At 71.6% G+C, this 20,553-nt stretch carries 20 protein-coding genes; 7 read left to right on the plus strand and 13 right to left on the minus strand.

Going from position 1 to position 20,553, the window contains the following annotated elements:
- The first annotated feature begins 65 nt into the window (after window positions 1-65).
- Window positions 66-848 (plus strand): AzlC family ABC transporter permease, encoded by a 783-nt coding sequence (locus ACZ516_RS27810; protein WP_361082735.1) that lies wholly within the window; start codon window positions 66-68, stop codon window positions 846-848.
- A complete protein-coding gene (locus tag ACZ516_RS27815; protein ID WP_469012095.1) occupies window positions 845-1,159 on the plus strand; it encodes an AzlD domain-containing protein in 315 nt (104 codons plus the stop codon). The genes ACZ516_RS27810 and ACZ516_RS27815 overlap by 4 nt, the downstream gene beginning before the upstream one ends.
- Here the strand turns inward: ACZ516_RS27815 and ACZ516_RS27820 are convergent.
- On the minus strand, window positions 1,136-3,025 hold the full coding sequence (locus tag ACZ516_RS27820; protein WP_469012097.1) for an AMP-dependent synthetase/ligase: 1,890 nt from the start codon (window positions 3,023-3,025) through the stop codon (window positions 1,136-1,138). The genes ACZ516_RS27815 and ACZ516_RS27820 overlap by 24 nt on opposite strands.
- A gap of 94 nt (window positions 3,026-3,119) precedes the next feature.
- Between ACZ516_RS27820 and ACZ516_RS27825 the strand changes: the two genes are divergently transcribed.
- The 3 genes from ACZ516_RS27825 to ACZ516_RS27835 all read left to right on the plus strand — a co-directional run bounded on the left by ACZ516_RS27825 (window position 3,120) and on the right by ACZ516_RS27835 (window position 6,680).
- Complete coding sequence (locus ACZ516_RS27825) at window positions 3,120-4,196, plus strand: AraC family transcriptional regulator (RefSeq protein WP_361082731.1); 1,077 nt, start codon at window positions 3,120-3,122, stop codon at window positions 4,194-4,196.
- Between the two features lie 86 nt (window positions 4,197-4,282).
- Window positions 4,283-5,437, plus strand: a complete 1,155-nt coding sequence (locus tag ACZ516_RS27830) for a lipase family protein (RefSeq protein WP_469012099.1) — start codon at window positions 4,283-4,285, stop codon at window positions 5,435-5,437.
- A 232-nt stretch (window positions 5,438-5,669) separates the two neighbouring features.
- A complete protein-coding gene (locus ACZ516_RS27835) occupies window positions 5,670-6,680 on the plus strand; it encodes a molybdopterin-dependent oxidoreductase (protein ID WP_469012100.1) in 1,011 nt (336 codons plus the stop codon).
- Window positions 6,681-6,863: 183 nt separating this feature from the next.
- Here the strand turns inward: ACZ516_RS27835 and ACZ516_RS27840 are convergent, their stop codons facing one another.
- From ACZ516_RS27840 to ACZ516_RS27860, 5 genes are all read right to left on the minus strand, one after another.
- Complete coding sequence (locus ACZ516_RS27840; RefSeq protein WP_469012101.1) at window positions 6,864-8,429, minus strand: alpha/beta hydrolase; 1,566 nt, start codon at window positions 8,427-8,429, stop codon at window positions 6,864-6,866.
- 162 nt (window positions 8,430-8,591) lie between these two features.
- A complete protein-coding gene (locus ACZ516_RS27845; RefSeq protein ID WP_468753115.1) occupies window positions 8,592-9,959 on the minus strand; it encodes a dicarboxylate/amino acid:cation symporter in 1,368 nt (455 codons plus the stop codon).
- A 337-nt stretch (window positions 9,960-10,296) separates the two neighbouring features.
- Window positions 10,297-10,590 carry a DUF4229 domain-containing protein gene (locus ACZ516_RS27850; protein WP_361082721.1) on the minus strand — a complete coding sequence of 98 codons (294 nt, stop codon included), beginning with the start codon at window positions 10,588-10,590 and terminating at the stop codon, window positions 10,297-10,299.
- An 87-nt stretch (window positions 10,591-10,677) separates the two neighbouring features.
- Window positions 10,678-11,841: an aminofutalosine synthase MqnE gene (mqnE, locus tag ACZ516_RS27855; protein WP_468604263.1), complete on the minus strand. Its 1,164-nt coding sequence runs from the start codon at window positions 11,839-11,841 to the stop codon at window positions 10,678-10,680.
- A 69-nt stretch (window positions 11,842-11,910) separates the two neighbouring features.
- Complete coding sequence (locus ACZ516_RS27860; RefSeq protein WP_030791839.1) at window positions 11,911-12,366, minus strand: Lrp/AsnC family transcriptional regulator; 456 nt, start codon at window positions 12,364-12,366, stop codon at window positions 11,911-11,913.
- Between the two features lie 122 nt (window positions 12,367-12,488).
- Here ACZ516_RS27860 and ACZ516_RS27865 point away from each other — a divergent pair, with 122 nt between their 5' ends.
- Window positions 12,489-12,626, plus strand: coding sequence for a hypothetical protein (locus ACZ516_RS27865; RefSeq protein ID WP_358581077.1), 138 nt, complete (start codon window positions 12,489-12,491; stop codon window positions 12,624-12,626).
- An 85-nt stretch (window positions 12,627-12,711) separates the two neighbouring features.
- Here the strand turns inward: ACZ516_RS27865 and ACZ516_RS27870 are convergent, their stop codons facing one another.
- The 3 genes from ACZ516_RS27870 to ACZ516_RS27880 are packed head-to-tail and all read right to left on the minus strand — an operon-like array spanning window position 12,712 to window position 15,777.
- Window positions 12,712-13,395, minus strand: coding sequence for a UbiX family flavin prenyltransferase (locus ACZ516_RS27870; protein WP_469012103.1), 684 nt, complete (start codon window positions 13,393-13,395; stop codon window positions 12,712-12,714).
- A gap of 25 nt (window positions 13,396-13,420) precedes the next feature.
- Window positions 13,421-14,326 carry a menaquinone biosynthesis prenyltransferase MqnP gene (gene mqnP / locus ACZ516_RS27875; RefSeq protein ID WP_358581071.1) on the minus strand — a complete coding sequence of 302 codons (906 nt, stop codon included), beginning with the start codon at window positions 14,324-14,326 and terminating at the stop codon, window positions 13,421-13,423.
- Window positions 14,323-15,777, minus strand: a complete 1,455-nt coding sequence (locus tag ACZ516_RS27880; RefSeq protein WP_469012105.1) for a menaquinone biosynthesis decarboxylase — start codon at window positions 15,775-15,777, stop codon at window positions 14,323-14,325. The genes mqnP and ACZ516_RS27880 overlap by 4 nt, the downstream gene beginning before the upstream one ends.
- Before the next feature lie 89 nt (window positions 15,778-15,866).
- On the opposite strand from ACZ516_RS27880, the gene ACZ516_RS27885 reads away from it, so the two are divergent.
- Window positions 15,867-16,193, plus strand: a complete 327-nt coding sequence (locus ACZ516_RS27885; RefSeq protein WP_358581065.1) for a PLD nuclease N-terminal domain-containing protein — start codon at window positions 15,867-15,869, stop codon at window positions 16,191-16,193.
- Window positions 16,194-16,291: 98 nt separating this feature from the next.
- On the opposite strand, the gene ccsB is transcribed toward ACZ516_RS27885, so the two are convergent.
- The 4 genes from ccsB to ACZ516_RS27905 are packed head-to-tail and all read right to left on the minus strand — an operon-like array spanning window position 16,292 to window position 20,510.
- On the minus strand, window positions 16,292-17,383 hold the full coding sequence (gene ccsB / locus ACZ516_RS27890) for a c-type cytochrome biogenesis protein CcsB (RefSeq protein WP_361082711.1): 1,092 nt from the start codon (window positions 17,381-17,383) through the stop codon (window positions 16,292-16,294).
- Window positions 17,380-19,092 (minus strand): cytochrome c biogenesis protein ResB, encoded by a 1,713-nt coding sequence (gene resB, locus ACZ516_RS27895; RefSeq protein WP_361082709.1) that lies wholly within the window; start codon window positions 19,090-19,092, stop codon window positions 17,380-17,382. Before resB ends, ccsB begins: the two co-directional genes overlap by 4 nt.
- Before the next feature lie 3 nt (window positions 19,093-19,095).
- Window positions 19,096-19,860, minus strand: coding sequence for a cytochrome c biogenesis CcdA family protein (locus tag ACZ516_RS27900; RefSeq protein ID WP_358696792.1), 765 nt, complete (start codon window positions 19,858-19,860; stop codon window positions 19,096-19,098).
- Window positions 19,860-20,510 (minus strand): TlpA family protein disulfide reductase, encoded by a 651-nt coding sequence (locus tag ACZ516_RS27905; RefSeq protein ID WP_469012108.1) that lies wholly within the window; start codon window positions 20,508-20,510, stop codon window positions 19,860-19,862. The genes ACZ516_RS27900 and ACZ516_RS27905 overlap by 1 nt, the downstream gene beginning before the upstream one ends.
- Window positions 20,511-20,553: the final 43 nt, after the last annotated feature.

The following is a 20,553-nucleotide window of genomic DNA, read 5'->3' on the forward strand; positions in this document are numbered from 1 at the left end:
GTTCGCTGTGGCGGACCAATCGTTCGCCTTGACGAACATACGTCTCTCCGCTCATCCTACGACGCATGCGTTCGCCACACCGAACAGAAGACCCTGCCGGGCGAACGGAGGACGGCCCGCCGGCCGCCTCCGGCCTCGTACGGCTCTCCGACCTGCCGCCCGGCGTGCTGCGCGACTGCGCCCTCGTCTGGCTCGCCGACGCCGTCGTCGGCGTCTCCTTCGGGGCGATCGCCGTCGCGGGCGGCCTTCCGCTGTGGGTGCCGGTGGTCATGTCGGTGCTCGTCTACGCGGGCTCCGCCCAGTTCAGCGCCGTCGGCATCCTCACCGCGGGCGGCGGGCCGGTGGCCGCGGCGGCGACCGGGCTGCTCCTCAACACCCGCAACGCGGCGTTCAGCCTCGCCATCGCCGAGGACCTCGGCCGCTCCTGGCCGGCGCGGCTCATCGGCGCCCACCTCATCACCGACGAGTCGGCGGCCTTCGTCCTCGCCCAGCGGGGGGCCCGGCAGCGCAGGGCCGCGTTCTGGATATTCGGCGTCGGCCTGTTCGTGGCGTGGAACCTCAGTGTGCTCGCGGGCGCCCTCGCGGGGGCGGCGCTCGGCGACACCGAGCGGTTCGGCCTCGACGCGGCGTTCCCCGCGGTGCTGCTCGCGCTGGTGCTGCCCGCGCTGCGCGCCGACGGTCCGGTGCGGCGGGCCGCGGCGGCCGGCGCGGTCGTCGCCGTCGTCGCGGCGCCGCTGCTGCCCGCCGGGGTGCCGGTGCTGCTCGCCCTGCTCGGCCTGCTCGCGGCGCGCCGCGGACCCCGCCGCCGCCCACGCGCCACCACCACCGCCCCCGGGAGCGACTCGTGAACGCCACGCTCGCCTGCGTCCTCGCCCTCGCCGCCGGGACGTACGTCCTGCGCCTGGCCGGGCCCGTCCTGCACGGGCGCGTCGAACTACCGGCCCGGGTGCAGGAGTTGCTGGCCATGGGCGCCACGGTCCTGCTCGTCGCGCTGCTCGCCACCGGGGCGCTCATGGACGGCGGCGACTTCGCGGGCTGGGCCAGGCCCGCCGGTGTGCTGGCCGCCGGGCTCCTCGCCTGGCGCAGGGCGCCGTTCGCCCTCGTCGTGGTGGGCGCGGCGGCGACGACGGCGCTGCTACGCCTCGCCGGGCTCTCCTGACCCGTACAACTCCTCCAGCACGTCCGCGTACCGCTCCGTGACCGCCTGCCTGCGCACCTTCAGGCTCGGGGTCAGCAGGCCGCTCTCGACCGTGAAGTCCTCGTCAAGCACGGCGAAGTCCCGGATGCGGGCGGGGCGCGAGACCGTGGCGTTGGCGGCGTCGACGGCTTCCTGGACCAGGGCGCGGACGCGCGGGTCGCGGGAGAGGGGCGTGGCCAGTTCCCTCCCCTCGCGGGCCGCCCAACCGGTGACCTCCTCCGCGTCCAGGGTGATCAGGGCGACGGGATGGGGGCGGCGGTCGCCGACCATGACGGCCCGGGAGACGAACGGCGAGGTCTGGAGCGCCAGTTCGCTCAGCGAGGGGGTGAGGTTCTTGCCCCCGGAGGTGATGATGAGGTCCTTCTTGCGGCCGGTGATGGTGAGGTAGCCGTCCTCGTCCAGGGCCCCCAAGTCGCCGGTGCGCAGCCACCCTTCGTCGTCCAGGGTCGCGCGCGTCGCCCGCGGATCGTTGTGGTAGCCGGCGAAGACCATGGCGCCCCGGGCCAGGATCTCCCCATCCGGCGCGATGCGCAGTTCGACGCCGTCGACCGGGCGGCCGACCGTGCCGTACCGCACGGCGCCGGGGTGGTTGAGGGTGAGGACCCCGGCCGACTCCGTCATCCCGTACCCCTCGTAGACCGCGATGCCGCAGGCCCGCAGGAAGTCGACGGTGTCCGGGGCGATGGGCGCGCCGCCGGTGAGCGCCCACCGGAGGCGGCCGCCGAGCGCCTGCCTGACCAGGCCGTACAGCTCCTTGTCGGCCGCCTCGTACGCGTCCTGGAGCTCGGGCGGCAGCGTGCCGTCGGCGGCCATGACCCCGATGCGGACGGCCTCCTCGAACCGCTCCCGGCCGCCTTCTCGCGCCTGCGCGAGGGACAGCACGAAGGACCGCACCTTCTCGAAGAGCCGGGGCACGGACGGCAGGTGGGTGGGGCGCGCCTCCTGGAGTTCGGCGACGACGTCCTCGACGCGCCCGCCGAAGAACGTGAGGGTGCCGCCCTGGGCCAGCGTCGTGAACTCGATGAGCTGGGCGAGGAGATGGGCGAGCGGCAGATAGAGGTACGTCGAGTCCCCGGGCCCCCCGTCGACGAGCGGCACGGTGGCCCGCTGCACGGCCAGCAGATTGCCGTGCGTCAGCAGACACCCCTTGGGGAGCCCGGTGGTGCCGGACGTGTAGATGACGGTGGCCAGATCCCCGGCGGCACGGCCCGCGGCCCGGGAGAGGAACACGTCGAGCGACGCGAGCGGGAGATCGCGGAGACGGGCGGGGGGTGACGGCGTGGGGCGCATGCACCCAGGCCCGGCGCCGTCCTGGGGGCCGGCGGCTCCGGCCGCCTCCCCGGGCGCGGGCGTGGGCGCCGGTTGCGGGTCCTCCGTCAGGAGGACGACGTGCCGGACACCCGGCAGCCGTCCCTCCGCCCGCAGGCGGTCGATCTTCGCGGCCTGGGCGGGGTTCTCGCAGAGCACCGTCCCCGCGTCCGAGTCGCGCACGACCCACGCGGTCTCCTCGTCGCCCGCCGTCGGGTAGACGGGGACGACGACCGCGCCCGTCGCGAGCGCGCCGAAGTGGGCGTAGGTCCATTCGGGGCGCGTCTCGGCCAGGATCGCCACGCGGTCGTCGGGGCGGACGCCGAGGGTGATCAGGGCGCGGCCCGTCCGGCGGACGCGCTCCCGCAGCTCCACGTAGGAGAGGTCGGTCCACGCCCCGCCGCGCCGGAAGCGCAGGGCAGGCCCCTCGCCGTGCCGGTCGGCCGCCCACTCGGTCAACAGGGCCAGCGTCTGGGGGAGTTCCGCCGCCGCCACAGGTTCCTTCCGCGTCTGCCGCATGCGTACGACGCTAGGCGGCCCGCCCGGCGGGCGGGATGACGCGAAACGTCAACGGCGCTGGCCCACGCGCTCAACGCGGCGCTACCGTCATGGCATGGCGAGGCGGACGATCACCGTGCACCATGTACGGGCCGTGCTGCGCGGCGCCGAACGGCACGGCGTCGACACCGTGCCGCTGCTGCGCGTCGCGCAGATCCCGCCGCTGCTCCTCGGCGACGACCGGGCCCGCGTCACGGCCCCGCAGTTCGCCCGGCTCTTCCACGAGCTGTACCGCGTCACGCAGGACGAGTTCCTCGGCCTCGGCTCCGCCGTCAGCAGGCCCGGCACCTTCGCCATGATGTGCCGGGCCTCGCTCGGCTGCCGCGATCTCGGCGCCGCCGTGGAGCGGGGCGTCACCTTCTACGGGCTGTTCCCCGGCGGCCCCGACCTCGTCCTGGAACACCGGGGCGCGGAGGCGGTGTTCGGGGTCCGCGGCGACCTCGACCAGGACTACTTCCTCGCCGAGTGCCTGCTCATCATCTGGCACCGCCTGTGCAGCTGGCTGATCGGCCGCCGCATCCCGCTGCGCCACGCGGAGTTCGGGCATCCGCCGCCCCCGCACCGGGACGAGTACGAGCTGCTCTTCGGCTGCCCCGTGCGGTTCGGCGCCGAGCGCACCGGCGCCCGCTTCGACCCGCACTGGCTGGACGCGCCGCTGGTCAGGGACGAGGACGCGCTGGAGGAGATGCTGCGCCGCGCGCCCTTCGAGCTGCTCAGCCGCCGCGAGTACGGCACGACCGTCGCCGAGCAGGTGCGGCGCGCCCTGGCGCGGTCCCTGCGCTCCGCACCGCGCCTGCCCTCGCTCGGCGAGGTCGCGGCCCGGCTGGCGGTGAGCCCGGCGACGCTGCGCCGCCGCCTTGCCGAGGAGGCCACTTCGTACCAGCGGCTGAAGGACGCCGTGCGGCGGGACGCGGCGATCGCCGGCCTCATGGAGGGCCACGAGCCGATCGCCGACCTCGCGGCACGCCTCGGCTTCTCCGAGGACACCGCCTTCCACCGGGCGTTCCGCCGCTGGACGGGCACGACGCCGGGCGCCTACCGCACGGACACGGCGTCGGGCGCACACCGCACGGGGACGGCACGGCCCGCCGCGTCCGCCGCGACGCCCGCACCGCGCGGTCAACGAAGCTGAGCGCCCCGGTCAGCCCCCGGCCCACCCGCCCGTCACTACCGTCGACGGCGAAGTCCCCAGCCCCTGTGCACCGTTGGGAGAGCCGCATGCACATACGCACCGGATGGCGGGCGTGGGCCGTGGTGGCCGCGCTCGGACTGTCGGCCGTCACCCCCCTCGGGGCGGCGCACGCAGCGCAGGACGCGTCCCCCGGCGACATCGTCAGCGCCGAGCCGAGCGCCTTCCACCCGCTGCCGGGCCAGCCGACCGGCACCAAGGCCTGGAAGGTCCACTACCGCTCGACCACGGCCAAGGGGGCGCCCACCACCGTGTCCGGCACCGTCATCGTGCCGCAGGACGGCAGGGCGGGCCCGCGCCCCCTGATCACGTACGCCGTGGGGACGGTCGGTGTCGCCGACCGCTGCGCGCCCAGCGCGAACTTCCCCGAGGGCACCGGCCTGGAGGCCAATCTCATCCAGCAGCTGACCCTGCGCGGCTGGGCGGTGGCCGTCACCGACTACGAGGGTCTCGGCACCCCGGGCGACCACACGTACACCGTCGGCCGCTCCGCCGGCCAGGCCATGCTCGACGCGGCCCGCGCCGCGATCCGGCTGCCCGAGGCGGGCCTCGGCGAGGACAGCCCGGTCGGCATCATGGGCTACTCGCAGGGCGGCCAGGCCTCCTCGTGGGCGGCCGAACTGCACGGCTCGTACGCCCCCGAACTCGACGTCAGAGGCACGGCGACCGGCGGCGTCCCGGGCGACCTGATGAAGGTGGCGGACTTCAACGACGGCTCGTACGGCTCGGGCCTGATCTTCATGGCGGCGATCGGCCAGGACGCCGCCTTCCCCGAACTGCGGCTCGACAGCTACCTGAACCCGCTCGGCAGGTCGCTCGTCGGCGCGCTGCGGAACTCCTGCGTGGCGGACGGCGCGGTGCTCGGCTCGTTCAAGACGATCGACTCGATGACCACGCGCGATCCGCTCGACCAGCCCGACTGGCAGCAGCGCCTGCGCGCCTCGCGGGTCGGCACGGTGAAGCCGGACGCCCCGGTCTACCTGTACCACGCGCTCGCCGACGAGCTGATCCCCTACGGCGTGGGCAAGCAGGTCCGCGCCGACTGGTGCGCGCGGGGCGCGGACGTGGAGTGGCACACCATCCCGCTCGGCGAACACGTCAGCGGTGTCATCACGCAGTCGCCGCTCGCGACACAGTGGCTGGCGGACCGCTTCCAGGGGAAGCCGACGCGCGGCAACTGCTAGGCGTACGCGCTGTGTTGCGGCGGCCTCCGCTTCCTGGGGGCCGCCGCTCGCGATGGGGGGGACCGCCCCTTGCGCACGCGGGAAAAGGAGTGGGCGGCTCCGCCCCGTCCCTCATAGGCTCTGGAGGTTCGTCCGAAAGGATCTCGGGAAAAGGGGGAATCTCATCGTGCCGACAGCCGACGGCCCCGGCGGCCACACCCGACAGGGCCCTCCCGGTGGCGGGGGCCGCCCGATGACCGTGTCGCCGACGCCCCCGCCCGAGGACCCCTCGCACGCCGACCCCGCGCCCGGGCCCGACTTCGTGACGCCGGTCGACAACCTCTTCGTACGCAAGCACCTGGGCATCCCGGAGATCGACGCCGGCGCCTGGACGCTGACCGTCGAGGGCCTGGTCGAGCGGCCCCTGCGGCTGGACCTGTCCGCCGTCCTGGCCCTGCCGGCCCGGCAGCTCACCGCGGTCCACGAGTGCTTCGGCAGTCCGCTGCGGCCCGACGTGCCGACACGCGCGGTGGCGAACATCGAGTGGACGGGCTTCCCCCTCGCCGCGCTCCTGGACCGCGCGGCCCCGCTGCCCGCCGCCCGGCACGTGGTCCTCGAAGGCGCGGACACCGGCTCCTTCCACGGCGTGGACGGCCTGTCGTACGTCAAGGACCTGCCGCTGGAGACCGCGCGTCGCCAGGTGTTCCTCGCCCACCGCATGAACGGCGAACCCTTGCGCACTCGGCACGGCTTCCCGTTGCGTGCCGTGGTGCCCCGCATGTTCGGCACCAACTCCGTGAAGTGGCTGACGCGGATCGTCCTGACGGACGAGCGCCCGGAGCACATGTTCACGACGACGTTCTACACACGGAAGCTGCCGGGCACCGACACCGCGCAGCCGGTGCGCGAGGTGGACGTCAACAGCAAGCTGCTGGCCCCGGCCCCCGACGCGCGCCTGCCGCGTGGCACGGTCGGCTTCCGGGGGCGGGCCTGGAGCACCACGGAGGTCGTGCGCGTCGACGTCTCCGTGGACGGCGGCCCCTGGGAGCCCGCCGCCCTCGACGCCCTGGGCGCCGACCCCACCTGGCAGGGCTTCTCGCTGCGCCGCACCCTCGCACCGGGGGCGCACACGGTCCGCTCGCGGGCCACGGACGCCGCGGGCCGCGTGCAGCCGCCGCCGGGGGCGCGGAACTCCGTGCACGAGGTGGCCTTCACGGTCGAGGGCGGGGCGGTGCCGCCCTTGCGGCGGGGTGGCCGTTCGTGACGGAACTCGCCGCCGGCTGCCCGGCGCCGAGGCCGGCCGGGGTCAGTCCCTCGGCAGCAGCCACGCGGCGAGGGCGGTGGTCGCGCACAGGGTGAGCCCCGCCACCAAGAGCCCCACGCGCATCCCCGGCAGGGAGAAGGTCCCGGGAACGACACCCGGGACGAGACCCCCCGTGCCCCGACGTCACTGCGCCGAGTCCGCCTCCGCCGCGCAGGACGTGCCGCTCTTCGGTGTCTCGCCGTACAGCAGGAAGCCGTCCACCTTGTCCCGCACGCACGTGGAGGCCAGGTAACCGGTGTGCCCGTCCCCCTTGTTGTCCAGGACGACGGCCTGCGGGCCGAGGCGGCGGGCGGTCTCCTCCGTCCAGCGGTAGGGCGTCGCGGGATCGCCGCGCGTGCCGACGAGCAGCAGCTTCGGCGTCTTCACGTCCCGGACGTCGTCGCGGATGTACCGGGTCCCCGGGGGACGCCCGAAGCAGAGCAGCACCGGCATCAGCATCGACTTGCCGAAGACGGGGGACGCCTCCTCGAACTCCTTCTTGAGCCGGCCCACTTCCTTCGCCACGCGCGCGGCGTCCGGCCGGTCGGGGTCGTCGGCGCAGGTCACGCCCATGAGGGCGGCGGACATGTTGTCCATGGGCACCTCGTCGCCCACGAGCTGGGCGGCGCCCACGCCGCCCGCGAGCCCGCCGCTCATCCGGATCAGCGCGCGCGGGTCGCCGTCCGCGAGCAGCGCGCCCAGCGCCTGCGACAGCGCGGGCCACGCCTGCCTGCTGTACAGGGCCTGACCGAGGACGCCGACGACGTCCTGCCCCGTGAACTCCTCGCCCTCCATGGACCGCAGCGGCATGGCGTCCATGTCCTGGATGAGCTGGACCATGGAGTGCCGGGCGGCGCGCGCGTCGGTGCCGAAGACGCACCCCGCGTTGCCGGTGCACCAGGTGAGGAAGTTGTCGAGGGCGGTCTGGCGTCCCTCGGCGAGCACGAGGGACTGTTCGGCGACGGGCTCGGTCAGCGTGTCGACGCCGTCGAGCACCATCCGGCCGACCTTCTTCGGGAACTGGGCGGCGTAGACGGCGCCGATCCGCGTCCCGTAGGAGAAACCGAGGTAGTTGAGCTTCTTGTCGCCGAGGGCGGCCCGCATGACGTCCAGGTCGCGCGAGACGTTCACGGTCCCCATGTGCGGCAGGACGGGACCGGAGTGGGCCTCGCACTCCTTGGCGGCCTTGCGCAGTTCGGCGAGCACGGCGGCGGGATCGTCCTTCTCCCCCAGCTCGGGCTCGGTGTCGCCGTCGGCGTCGCCGCAGCTGACGGGGGCGCTCAGGCCGACGCCGCGCGGGTCGAAGGAGACGACGTCGTACCCCTTGCTGAGGAAGCCGAACTCCTTCTGCGACCCGGCGAGCGCGGAGACGCCGGGGCCGCCGGGGCCGCCGAAGTTCAGCAGCAGGGAGCCGCGCGGCTCGCGCGCGCTCGACCTCATGCGGATCATCGCGAGGTCCACCGTGCCGGCCGCCGGTCTGGCGTAGTCGAGCGGGACGCTCACCTTGCCGCACCGGACGTCATCTATGTGCCCGGAAGTTTCCGCCATGGCCTTGGTGCCGCCCTTGCAGGCGGCCCATTCGATCTTCTGCGTGTAGTACCGCGAGAGGTCGGGCCGATCGTCGTCGCCGGCCGCCGAGGCGACGCCCGGCACGCCCGCTCCCACCACGGCCAGTACGGTCAGACCGGCGACTGCGCAAGCTCCACGCACGGCAACCTCCCAGGGGTCTCCCCCCGCCCCACCCTAAGCGCCCCCGTCCCCCCGCGCCCCCTCACTCTCCGTGCCCGCCCGTGGCCCCGTGGCAGGCGAGAGCCCCGCCCCGGAGCAGCTCCGGGACGGGGCGGGACATTCGCGCGGAGGCGCTCGCGAGGGTTACGCGGCCGCGGGCACCGCCCGCGGCGCGTCCTCGAAGTCGTCCGCGTCGTCGAGCGGCGACGCCGAGGCACTCTCGTACGCCTCCCGGTCGAGGATCCTCTCGCGGGCGGCGACGATCACGGGGACCAGCGCCTGGCCGGCCACGTTGGTGGCGGTGCGCATCATGTCGAGGACCGGGTCGATGGCGAGGAGCAGGCCCACGCCCTCCATCGGCAGGCCGAGCGTGGACAGGGTCAGCGTCAGCATCACCGTGGCGCCGGTCAGACCGGCGGTCGCGGCCGAGCCGACGACCGACACGAACGCGATGAGCAGGTACTCCTTGATGCCCAGGTTCACGTCGAAGATCTGCGCGACGAAGATCGCGGCGATCGACGGGTAGATCGCGGCGCAGCCGTCCATCTTCGTGGTGGCGCCGAAGGGCACCGCGAAGGAGGTGTACTCCTTCGGGACGCCGAGCCGCTCGGTGACCTTCTGGGTGATCGGCATGGTGCCGACCGAGGAGCGCGAGACGAAGGCCAGCTGGATCGCGGGCCAGGCGCCCTTGAAGAACTGGAGCGGGTTGACCTTGGCGACGAACGCGAGGAGCAGCGGGTAGACGCCGAACATCACCAGGGCGCAGCCGACGTAGATGTCCGCGGTGAACGTCGCGTACTTGCTGATGAGGTTCCAGCCGTAGTCCGCGATGGCGAAGCCGATGAGGCCGATGGTGCCGATCGGGGAGAGCTTGATGACCCACCACAGGGCCTTCTGGAGCAGCGCGAGGACCGACTCGGACAGCTCCAGGATCGGCTGGGCCTTGTCCCCGATCTTCAGTACGGCGACACCGGCGACGGCGGCCATGAAGACGATCTGGAGCACGTTCAGCTCGGTGAAGGGCGTGATGACGTCCGTCGGGATGATCCCGGTCAGGAAGTCGATCCAGGAGCCCGCGTGATCGGGCGCCTTGCCGTCCTTGGGCGTGAGGCCGGTGCCGGAGCCGGGGTTGGTCAGCAGGCCGATGGCGAGGCCGATGGCCACCGCGATCAGCGAGGTGATCATGAACCACAGCAGGGTGCGGGTGGCCAGGCGCGCGGCGTTGTTGACCTTCCGCAGGTTGGTGATCGACACCAGGATCGCGAAGAAGACGAGCGGGGCGACCGCGAGCTTCAGCAGCCCGATGAAGGTGTCGCCGACCTTGGAGAGGGTGGTGACGAGCCAGGAGATGTCCTGGCTGCGGGCGAGCCAGCCGAGCAGGACGCCGAGCACCAGACCGCCGAGGATCTGCGCCCAGAAGGGAATCTTGAGGAAGTTGGGTATCCGGAAGCCGGACTGGGGCTTTCGGGTGTCGCCCGCCTGGTCGGCGGGCGTCGCGGAGTTCGCGGACACGGACACACTCCGGTGAGGTAAGTCAGGGGGTGGGGGACGTACGGGAGCGGCGACCGCGAAGGGTCAGCGGGGCCGCTGCGTCGGGGGACACGCTCAGGCGTGACAGGCCGCGGACATGCAGCGGCAGAGATCGACATGCAGGCGCGCCACGAGCGGGACGCTCATGGCGTTGCGGTGCGCTGCTGCTGTCTTCATGACAAACACGTTAACACTCGTACTTTGAGAACATCAAAGGCCTTGTTTGAGGCGCGGGGCCGGGCCGGGACCCCGCAACGCACGGAACCCCGGTCCGGAGCGGGATGCTCCGGACCGGGGTCCGGGGAGAGTGTGACGGAGGTTACGAGCGCTGGGCGCGGGCCAGGTCGTCCACGCCGTCCTCCTGCGTGCGGTTGGCGTCCAGCGAGGCCTTGGCGCGGTCCACGCGGGCGACGACGTCCGCCGAGGCGCGGTCGCGCTCCTTGCGCAGCACGACGAAGCTGATGGGCGCCGAGACGATGAGCGCGAGCAGCGCGACCCACAGCATGTTGGAGTCGCCGAGGCCGCGCGGCAGCATCCCGGAGTAGACGAGGCCCCAGACGACCAGGAAGCAGCCCGCGAAGATCCCGAGGCGCATCAGCGTGTAGCGGAGCATGTCAATCCACTCTTCCGTTCCGAAAGGGCTCTTGGCTGGACGAGCCTCTCCAGTGAAGCATGGCGGAGCCCGCCCCCGGCAAGGGGGTCAGACCCGCATCGCCTGCGGGGTCTCGCGCAGCAGCGGGTCGGGGCCCTCGTACTCGCGGATCGCCTCGTAGCGCGTGTTGCGCTCGACCGGGCGGAAGCCGGCCTCGCGGATCAGGTCGAGCAGGTCCTCGCGGGTCAGCTTGTTCGGCGTGCCGAAGTTGTCCGCGTCGTGCGTGATCTTGTACTCGACGACCGAGCCGTCCATGTCGTCGGCGCCGTGCTGGAGGGCGAGCTGCGTGGTCTGCAGGCCGTGCATGACCCAGAAGACCTTGACGTGCGGGACGTTGTCGAAGAGCAGGCGGGAGACCGCGAACGTCTTCAGGGCCTCGGCGCCGGACGCCATGGTCGTGCGCGCCTGGAGGCGGTTCCTGACCTTGCCGTCCTTCATGTCCACGAAGTCGTGCTGGTAGCGCAGCGGGATGAAGACCTGGAAGCCGTTCGTCTCGTCCTGGAGCTCACGCAGGCGAAGGACGTGGTCGACGCGGTGGCGCGGCTCCTCGATGTGGCCGTACAGCATCGTGCACGGGGTCTTGAGGCCCTTCTCGTGCGCCAGGCGGTGGATGCGCGACCAGTCCTCCCAGTGGGTGCGGTGGTCCACGATGTGCTGGCGCACCTCCCAGTCGAAGATCTCCGCGCCGCCGCCGGTCAGCGACTCCAGGCCCGCCTCGATCAGCTCGTCCAGGATGTCGGAGGCCGACATGCCGGAGATCGTCTCGAAGTGGTGGATCTCGGTGGCGGTGAAGGCCTTCAGGGAGACGTTCGGGAGCGCCTTCTTCAGCTCGCTCAGCGAACGCGGGTAGTAGCGCCACGGCAGGTTGGGGTGCAGGCCGTTGACGATGTGCAGCTCGGTGAGGTTCTCGCCCTCCATCGCCTTGGCGAGGCGGACGGCCTCCTCGATGCGCATCGTGTACGCGTCCTTCTCGCCCGGCTTGCGCTGGAAGGAGCAGTAGGCGCAGGAGGCGGTGCACACGTTCGTCATGTTGAGGTGGCGGTTGACGTTGAAGTGCACGACGTCGCCGTTCTTGCGCGTGCGCACCTCGTGGGCGAGGCCGCCGAGCCAGGCCAGGTCGTCCGACTCGTAGAGCGCGATGCCGTCCTCGCGGGACAGCCGCTCGCCGTCCCGGACCTTCTGCTCCAGCTCGCGCTTGAGACCTGCGTCCATGCCCTCGCCCTTACCTCTCCAGCGACCTACGACCTACGACAAACCTGCGCCAACGGTACGCCCCGGACCTCACTCCTCCTCGGGCAGCTCCCCGACGCGGTTCTCCCACTTGGTGGAGAGCACGATCGTCGTACGCGTCCGGGAGACCCCGCGCGTGCCGCTGAGCCGGCGGATCGTCTTCTCCAGGCCGTCCACGTCGCTCGCCCTGACCTTGAGCATGTACGAGTCGTCGCCGGCGATGAACCAGCAGTCCTCGATCTCGTGCAGGTCCTTCAGGCGGCGGGCCACGTCCTCGTGGTCGGCGGCGTCGGAGAGCGAGATGCCGATGAGGGCGATGACGCCGAGGCCCAGCGAGGCCGAGTCGACGGTCGCGCGGTAGCCCGTGATGACACCGGCCGCTTCGAGACGGTTGATCCGGTCCGTGACGCTCGGCCCGGAGAGGCCCACGAGCCGCCCCAGTTCGGCGTACGAGGCGCGGCCGTTCTCCCGCAGGGCCTGGATGAGCTGCCTGTCCACGGCGTCCATAGGTGCGATGCCTTTCATTATTCAGCGATACCGCGAGTCTATGTGTAGAATCTAAGGCGCAACAGGGTCTGCACCCTGTGAATCTTTCTCAATCTCAGCAGATCAACGACGATCCTTCAGGAGTGAGTCACCCCGTGTACTCGATCGAGATGGCCTACGCCCGTATGCGCGAGCTCCAGGACCTGGCCAACCGCTCGCGTGCGGAGGTCGCGGCGCCGCGGAAGGCCACCCGGAAGCCGCGGGGCGCCAAGAAGCGGTAGTCCCGCCGTGGGGGTGGGGGGCGGTGCCGACCGCGGCTTCGTCGTGGTTGCTCGCGCAGTTCCCCGCGCCCCTTCGGGGGCGCGCTCAGTCGGCACGGGAAGCGCCCCCCAGCTCCCCTTTCCAGCGGCGGTACAGGGTGTGCGGCACTCCCGCCGCGTCCAGCACCCGGCCGGCGACGAAGTCCACCAGATCCTGGATGTGCGTCGCCCCCGCGTAGAACGCCGGTGAGGCGGGCAGCACGATCGCGCCCGCCTCGTCCAGGCTCACCAGGTGCTTCAGCGTCTGCCCGTTCAGCGGCGTCTCGCGGACACAGACCACGAGCGGCCTGCCCTCCTTGAGCGTCACGCTCGCCGCGCGCTGCAGCAGGTCCTTCGAGAGCCCGAGCGCCACCCCGGCCACGCCGGCCGTGGACGCCGGCACGATCAGCATCCCCTTGGCCGGGTACGAGCCCGAGGACGGGCCCGCGGCCAGATCCCCGGCCGCCCAGTACCGCACGTCCGCCAGCCACTCCTCGCGGACGTCGAACGTGTCCGGCTTGCCGTCCGCGCCGCGCGCCAGCCACTGCCGCAGGTCCTCGCGCCAGTGCGCGTCCCGGAAGGAGATGCCGGTCTCGTCGAGCAGCGTCAGCCGCGAGGCCCGCGACACGACGAGGTCCACGCTCTCCCCCGCGGCGAGCAGCGCGCGCAGGACGGCAGCGGCATAAGGCGTACCGGACGCGCCGGACACCCCCACGATCCAAGGCCTACGCTGCGTATCTCCTGGGTTCACGCTGTGAAGCCTACCGAGTGGGATGTCAGACGGTGAGGCCGCGTACCAGCAGGTCCAGCAGCGCGCACGCGAACAGGGCGATTCCGATGAAACCGTTCACCTGGAAGAAGGCGCGGTTCAGGCGGGACAGGTCGTGCGGCTTCACGATGGAGTGCTCGTACAGGAAGGCGCCCGCGACGATCACGAGGCCCAGCCAGAAGAAGACACCGGCGTCCGTGTCGAGCGCGTACCAGGCGAAGAGCGCCGTGGTCACCAGGTGGCAGCCGCGCGCGCCCCGGATGGCGGCCGGGATGCCGAACCGCGCGGGCACCGACTTCACGCCGACCTCGCGGTCCGTCTCCACGTCCTGGCAGGCGTAGATCAGGTCGAAGCCGCCGATCCACACGCCGACCGCGAGGCCGAGGATCACCGCCTGCCACGACCACTCGCCGGTGACCGCGATCCAGGCGCCGACCGGCCCCATCGCCTGGGCGAGGCCGAGGATCGCCTGCGGGAAGTTCGTGAACCGCTTGCCGTAGGGGTAGACGACCATCGGGATCACCGCGACCGGCGCCAGCGCCAGACACAGCGGGTTGAGCAGGGCGGCCGCGCCGAGGAACACGGCGAGCGCGATCAGCGCGCCCGTCCACGCCGACTTCACGGACACCGCGCCGGTGACCAGCTCGCGGTGGGCGGTCCGCGGATTGCGGGCGTCGATCTCCCGGTCGATGATCCGGTTCGCGGCCATGGCGAACGTGCGCAGGCCCACCATGCAGACGGTCACCAGGAGCAGCCGCACCCAGTGGATGTTCCCGTCCAGCCGGAACATCGCGGTCAGCGCGGCGATGTAGGCGAAGGGCAGCGCGAACACCGAGTGCTCGATCATGACGAGCCGCAGGAAGGCCTTGGTCCGGCCCGGCTGCTGCGGGAGCGCGGCGGATGCTGAGGTCACGAGAGTCCGTACTCCTTCCAGCGACGGTCCACCTTCGAGGCGGTCTGCGGGTCGGACACGACCATCTCCGGCCAGCCCCCGTCCCGCGTGTACCCCTCCTCGGGCAGTTTGCGCGTCGCGTCGATGCCCGCCTTGCCGCCCCAGAACTGCTGGTAGGAGGCGTGGTCGAGGTGGTCGACCGGGCCTTCGACGACGGTCAGGTCCCGGGCGTAGTCCGTGTTGCCGAGCGCCCGCCACGAGACCTCGTGCAGATCGTGCACATCGCAGTCCTTGTCCACGACGACGATCAGCTTCGTCAGGGACATCATGTGGGCGCCCCAGATGGCGTGCATGACCTTCTGCGCGTGCTTGGGGTACTTCTTGTCGATCGAGACGATCGCGCAGTTGTGGAAGCCGCCCGACTCCGGCAGGTGGTAGTCCACGATGTCGGGGACGATCACCTTGAGCAGCGGCAGGAAGAAGCGCTCGGTGGCGCGGCCGAGCGGCCCGTCCTCCGTCGGCGGGCGGCCGACGACGATCGACTGGAGCAGCGGCCGCTTCCGCATCGTCACGCAGTCGATCTTCAGTGCGGGGAACGGTTCCTGCGGCGTGTAGAAGCCGGTGTGGTCGCCGAAGGGCCCCTCGGGCAGCATCTCGCCGGGCTCCAGCCAGCCCTCGATGACGACCTCGGCGTGCGCGGGCACCTGGAGCGGGACCGTCTTGCAGTCGACCATCTCCACGCGCTTGCCCTGGATGAACCCGGCCAGCATGTACTCGTCCATGTCACCGGGCAGCGGCGCCGTGGAGGCGTAGGTGACGGCGGGCGGGCAGCCGAAGGCGATCGCGACCGGCAGCCGCTCGCCCCTGCGGGCGGCCACCTGGTAGTGGTTGCGGCTGTCCTTGTGGATCTGCCAGTGCATGCCGATGGTGCGCTTGTCGTGGCGCTGGAGGCGGTACAGGCCGAGGTTGCGCACGCCGGTGTCGGGGTCCTTGGTGTGGGTCAGGCCGAGGTTGAAGAAGGAGCCGCCGTCCTCGGGCCAGGTGAAGAGCGCGGGCAGCCGCTCCAGGTCGACGTCTTCGCCGGTGAGGACGACCTCCTGGACGGGCGCCTCCTTGACCTTCTTCGGCGGTACGTGCGTCATCGCGCCGAGCTTGCCGAACGCCTCGCGCACCCCGACGAAGCCGTGCGGCAGCTCCGGCTTGAGCAGGCCGCCGATCTTCTCGCTGATCTCGCCGTACGACTTCAGGCCGAGCGCCTTCAGCAGGCGGCGGTCCGTCCCGTACACGTTCATCGCCAAAGGCATCGCGGAGCCCTTGACGTTTTCGAAGAGGAGCGCGGGGCCGCCGGCCTTCTGCACCCGGTCGACGATCTCACCGACCTCCAGATACGGGTCGACCTCGGCCTTGATGCGCTTGAGATCGCCCTCGCGCTCCAGTGCACGGAGCAGGGAGCGAAGATCGTCGTAAGCCATGCGTTCCAGTATCCGGCACCGGCTACCCTGGCCCCGTCACCGGGGGGCCGCACGCCCCTCGCCGTCGCCACTTGGGGGATCGCTCCACCATGCTCAGGTATCTGCCGTTCCTGCTGGTCCTGGCGGTGTGGATCTACGCCTTCATCGATGTCCTGAACACTCCGGAGAAGGAGGTCAGGCATCTGCCCAAGGTGGTGTGGGTCATCATCGTGCTGCTCTTCGGCGAGGTGCTGCTGGGGCCCGTCGCATGGCTCGTGACGGGCAAGGTGCGGCACGCGCCGGGCGCCGGCGCCGCTCGCGGCCGCACGCGCTGGGTCGCGCCGGACGACAACCCGGAGTTCCTGAAGTCCCTCAAGGACGAGGCCCGCGACGAGGACCCCGACGAGAAGAAGCGGGACAAGGGCAGCGACGACTGACGGAGCCGCGCCTGGTGGTCACCTTCGAGGAGGTGACCACCGTCCGCGGCTTCACCCGGGCCACCACCGAGCCGGCCTACGGCCAGGCGTGGCGCGGGTCACACCCCCGCGTACGAGTGCTTGCCGGTGACGAAGATGTTCACGCCGTAGTAGTTGAACAGCCAGCAGCCGAAGGCGATCAGGGCCAGGTAGGCGGCCTTGCGGCCCTTCCAGCCCGCCGTGGCGCGGGCGTGCAGGTAGCCGGCGTAGGCGACCCAGGTGATGAAGGACCAGACCTCCTTGGGGTCCCAGCCCCAGTAGCGGCCCCAGGCGTCGCCCGCCCAGATCGCGCCCGCGATGATCGTGAACGTCCACAGCGGGAAGATCGCCGCGTTCAGGCGGTAGGAGAACTTGTCCAGCGAGGCCGCGGCGGGCAGCCGCTCCAGCACGGAGGTCGCGAACCTGCCGGGCCGGCCCCCGCTCTGCAGCTTGGCCTCGTAGCTGTCCCGGAAGAGGTAGAGCATCGTCGCGACGAAGCCGACGTAGAAGACCGCGCCGCAGAAGATCGCCGTGGAGACGTGGATCCACAGCCAGTACGAGTGCAGGGCCGGGACCAGCTGGTCGCTGGAGGTGTACAGGACGGTGACGGCGAGGCCGAGGTCGAGCAGGATCGTGGTGACCAGCGGCAGGCCGAGCCAGGCGATGTTCTTCTTCAGCGCCATCAGCACCAGGTACACGCCGACGGCGACGGTGGAGAAGGTGATGCTGAACTCGTACATGTTGCCCCACGGGGCCCGCCGCACCGACAGGGCGCGGGTGAGCACCCCGCCGAACTCCAGCAGGAACGCGAGCACGGTGAGGGAGACCGCGATCCGGCCGTACAGGTCGCCCTTCTCGTCCCCGGCCGCCGCGCCGGGCCCGTCCGGCACGTCCCGGGCGCCGGTGACGGAGCGCGTGACGACCTTCGGCCGCTCCAGGGTGGCGGTGGCGCCCTTGGCCCGGACGGTCACCGCGGGCGCCGCGGCCGCGGTCCTGCCCGGGGTGAGCGCGGCGGCGGTGCGGGCGACCTTGCTGCGGCTGCCGAAGAGCCACTCCGCCATGTGCGCGAAGAAGGCCAGGAGGTAGACGGCCATCGCGGAGTAGATCAGCACGTTGCTGATGTGCGCGAGGTTCTCGTTGGGTTCGGCGGCCAGGGTGGTGGCGAGATTCACTTCTCAGCCCCTTCGGCAGGTACTACATCGGGGTCGGGGTCGGAGGCTGCGGGGGCGTCCGGGTCGGGGTCGGGCGCGCTCGGCGCCTTCTCGTGCAGGTGGGCGGCGAGGTCGGACAGTTCCTCGGGGAGCTTCGCGGACTCGCTGCGGCCAAGGCCCGCCATCTCCACGACCGTGACGCCGTCGGCTCCCCGCACCGCCCGCACCCACACGCGGCGGCGCTGGATGAACAGCGACCCGGCGAGGCCGGCGATCGCGGCGAGCGCGCCGGCCAGCGCCCACACGGAGCCGGGCTCCTGCGAGATCTGGAAGGTCGCCCACTCCTTGAGGTCCTTCTCGAAGGTGATGGACCCGGCGCCGTTCGGCAGCTTCATGGTCTCGCCGGGCAGCAGCCGCTCCTTGAACAGCTCGCCCTTGGCGTCCTCGAACTTCGTCATCTTGCGGGTGTCGAGCTGGTACACGTTCTGCGGGACACCGGAGTCGACGCCGAGGCTCCCGTGGTACGCGGACAGCGCGAGCACCGGGAAGTCGGGCGCGGGGAACTGCGAGAACATCTGGCCCTTGCCCTCGCCCGCGAAGGTCGGCACGAAGAAGGCGTTGAAGCCGAGCTGCTCCTTGGCGCCGCTCTTGTCCCGGTAGCCGTCCAGGACCTTGATGGCGCCGGTCGCGGTGCCGTTCTGGTCGATGGGCAGCAGCGGCACGGAGGCCCGGTAGACGACCTTGCCCCTGGGGTCGCGGACGGTGACCTGGGGGGCGTAGCCGTGGCCGATGAGGTAGACCTTGGAGCCGTCGACCTCCAGCGGCTCATTGACCTCGATCGACTTCTTCTTCTCGGGGCCGTCGGCGCCCTCGCTGTAGGTCACGTCCGCCCGGTAGGTGCGGGGCGTGCCGCGATTGGGGCCGGTCTTCTCGTACGTGCCCTTGAAGTCGTCCAGCACGAAGTGGAACGGCGCCAGGTCGTCGGTGTCGAAGAGGCTGCCGGACTTGAAGTCGTCGTACTGGGAGAGCGTGTTGGAGAAGCCGTCACCCTCCATCACCAGCTTGCCGCCCTCGGACTTCAGGAGCTGGCCGGCGGCGAAGGCGATCAGCATCACGATCAGCGCGATGTGGAAGACGAGGTTCCCGGCCTCGCGCAGGTAGCCCTTCTCGGCGGCGACCGCGTCCCCGGTGAGGTCCGCCCGGAAGCGGCGCCCCTTGAGGAGCGTGAGCGCGGCCTCGCGCACCTGCTCGGGCCCGGCCTCGGTGCGCCACGTCGTGTACGCGGGCAGCCGCGTCAGCTTCTTGGGGGCGCCCGGCGGGCGGCCGCGCAGCTGGCCGACGAACTGCCAGGTGCGGGGCACGATGCAGCCGATGAGGGAGACGAACAGCAGGATGTAGATCGCGGAGAACCACACCGAGCTGTAGACGTCGAAGAGCTGGAGCTTGTCGTACAGGGGCCCGAGCGTGGTGTGCCGGTCCATGAAGTCCTGGACCTTGAGCTCGTCGACGTTGCGCTGCGGGATCAGCGAGCCCGGGATGGCGCCCAGCGAGAGCAGCAGGAGCAGGATCAGCGCGACCCGCATCGAGGTCAGCTGGCGCCAGAACCAGCGCAGCCAGCCGATCACCCCGAGAGCGGGCAGGTTCGGCGACTCCTCCTGGGGGGCGGTCGACAGGTGCTCGCCCGCGGCGCCCAGGTCGTCCCGCCGCTCGGGGGCTTCGGTCTTGCTCATGGATCAGATCCCCACGGTGTAACTGCTCGTCCAGACCTGCATCTGCTGCACCATGCTGTCCCACACTCCGGTGACGAGCAGCAGGCCGGTCGCGATCATCATGATGCCGCCGACGCGCATCACCCAGACGTAGTGCCGCTTCACCCAGCCGAAGGCGCCGAGCGCCTTGCGGAAGGCGACGGCGGCGAGGATGAACGGGATGCCGAGGCCGAGGCTGTACGCGACGCCCAGGAGCGCGCCGCGCTGCGCGTTGCCGGTGTCGGCGGAGAGCGCGAGGACCGAGGCGAGGGTCGGGCCGACGCACGGGGTCCAGCCGACGGCGAAGAGGGCGCCGACGACGGGGGCGCCGGCGAGTCCGACGGCCGGGCGCCGGTGGAAGCGGAACTCGCGCTGGGTGAGCCAGGGCATGAGCCCCATGAAGAAGAGCCCGAGCGCGATCATCACCACGCCGAGCACCGTGTTGATGGTGCTCTGGTGCTCCTTCAGGGTGTGTCCCAGCGCCCCGAAGAAGACGGTGACGCTGACGAAGACCACGGTGAAACCGGCCACGAACAGCGCGGCGCCGGCGGCCATCCGGCCCCGCCGTGCCTCGCCGAGGTCCTGGCCGCTGACCCCGGTGACGTACGACAGATAGCCCGGCACGAGCGGCAGGACGCACGGCGAGAAGAAGGAGACGAGCCCGCCGAGCACGGCGAGCGGGATCGCCAGGAGCAGCGCCCCGCTCATGACCGTCTGGTTCGGTCCGCTGATGGCGGCGAGGGTCGACATCACTTCTCCGCGAGCACGGGGTCGATCATCTTGCGCAGCTTGGCCTCGTTGAGGGGCTGCTGCGAGCGCGCGGCGATCTTGCCGTCCCGGTCGACGACGAGCGTCGAGGGGATGAAGTTGGGGTTCATCGTGCCCTGGGGGAAGCGCAGCATCAGCTTGCCCGTCGGGTCGTACACGCTCGGGTAGGGCACGTCGTGCGCCTCCTCGAAGGCGGTCGCCGGGCCGCGCTCGGGGTCGCGGGTGTTGATGCCGACGAACTCGACGCCCTCGGCCTTCTTCTCCTTGGCGACCTTGACGAAGTTCGGCGCCTCGGCCCGGCAGGGGGCGCACCACGAGCCCCAGACGTTGATGACGAGGACCTTGCCCTTGTACGCCTCGGTGAGGTTCAGGGGCTTGCCGTCGAGGGTCTTGCCGTCGAGGTCGGGCAGCGGCTTGCGGTCCGCCTTGGCGGCGGTGGCGATGCCGTCGGACCCGGCGACGAAGTTGGTGTTGCCGGAGCCGCCCGAGGTGCCGCCGAAGTCGCAGGCCGACAGGGTCAGCGCGGCGACCGCGGCCCCGGTGGCCAGCAGGGCGGCCCGGCCGCGGCGGCCGCCGAGGCGACGGCTACGACGGTGGTGCGTGCTCTGGGGGGCGCGGCTGGCGGCACTCATGTGAAAAGTTTCGCATGTCTGTTCCGGGGATCTTCCGCACCCC

Source organism: Streptomyces sp. NPDC034037 (genome assembly GCF_055575715.1).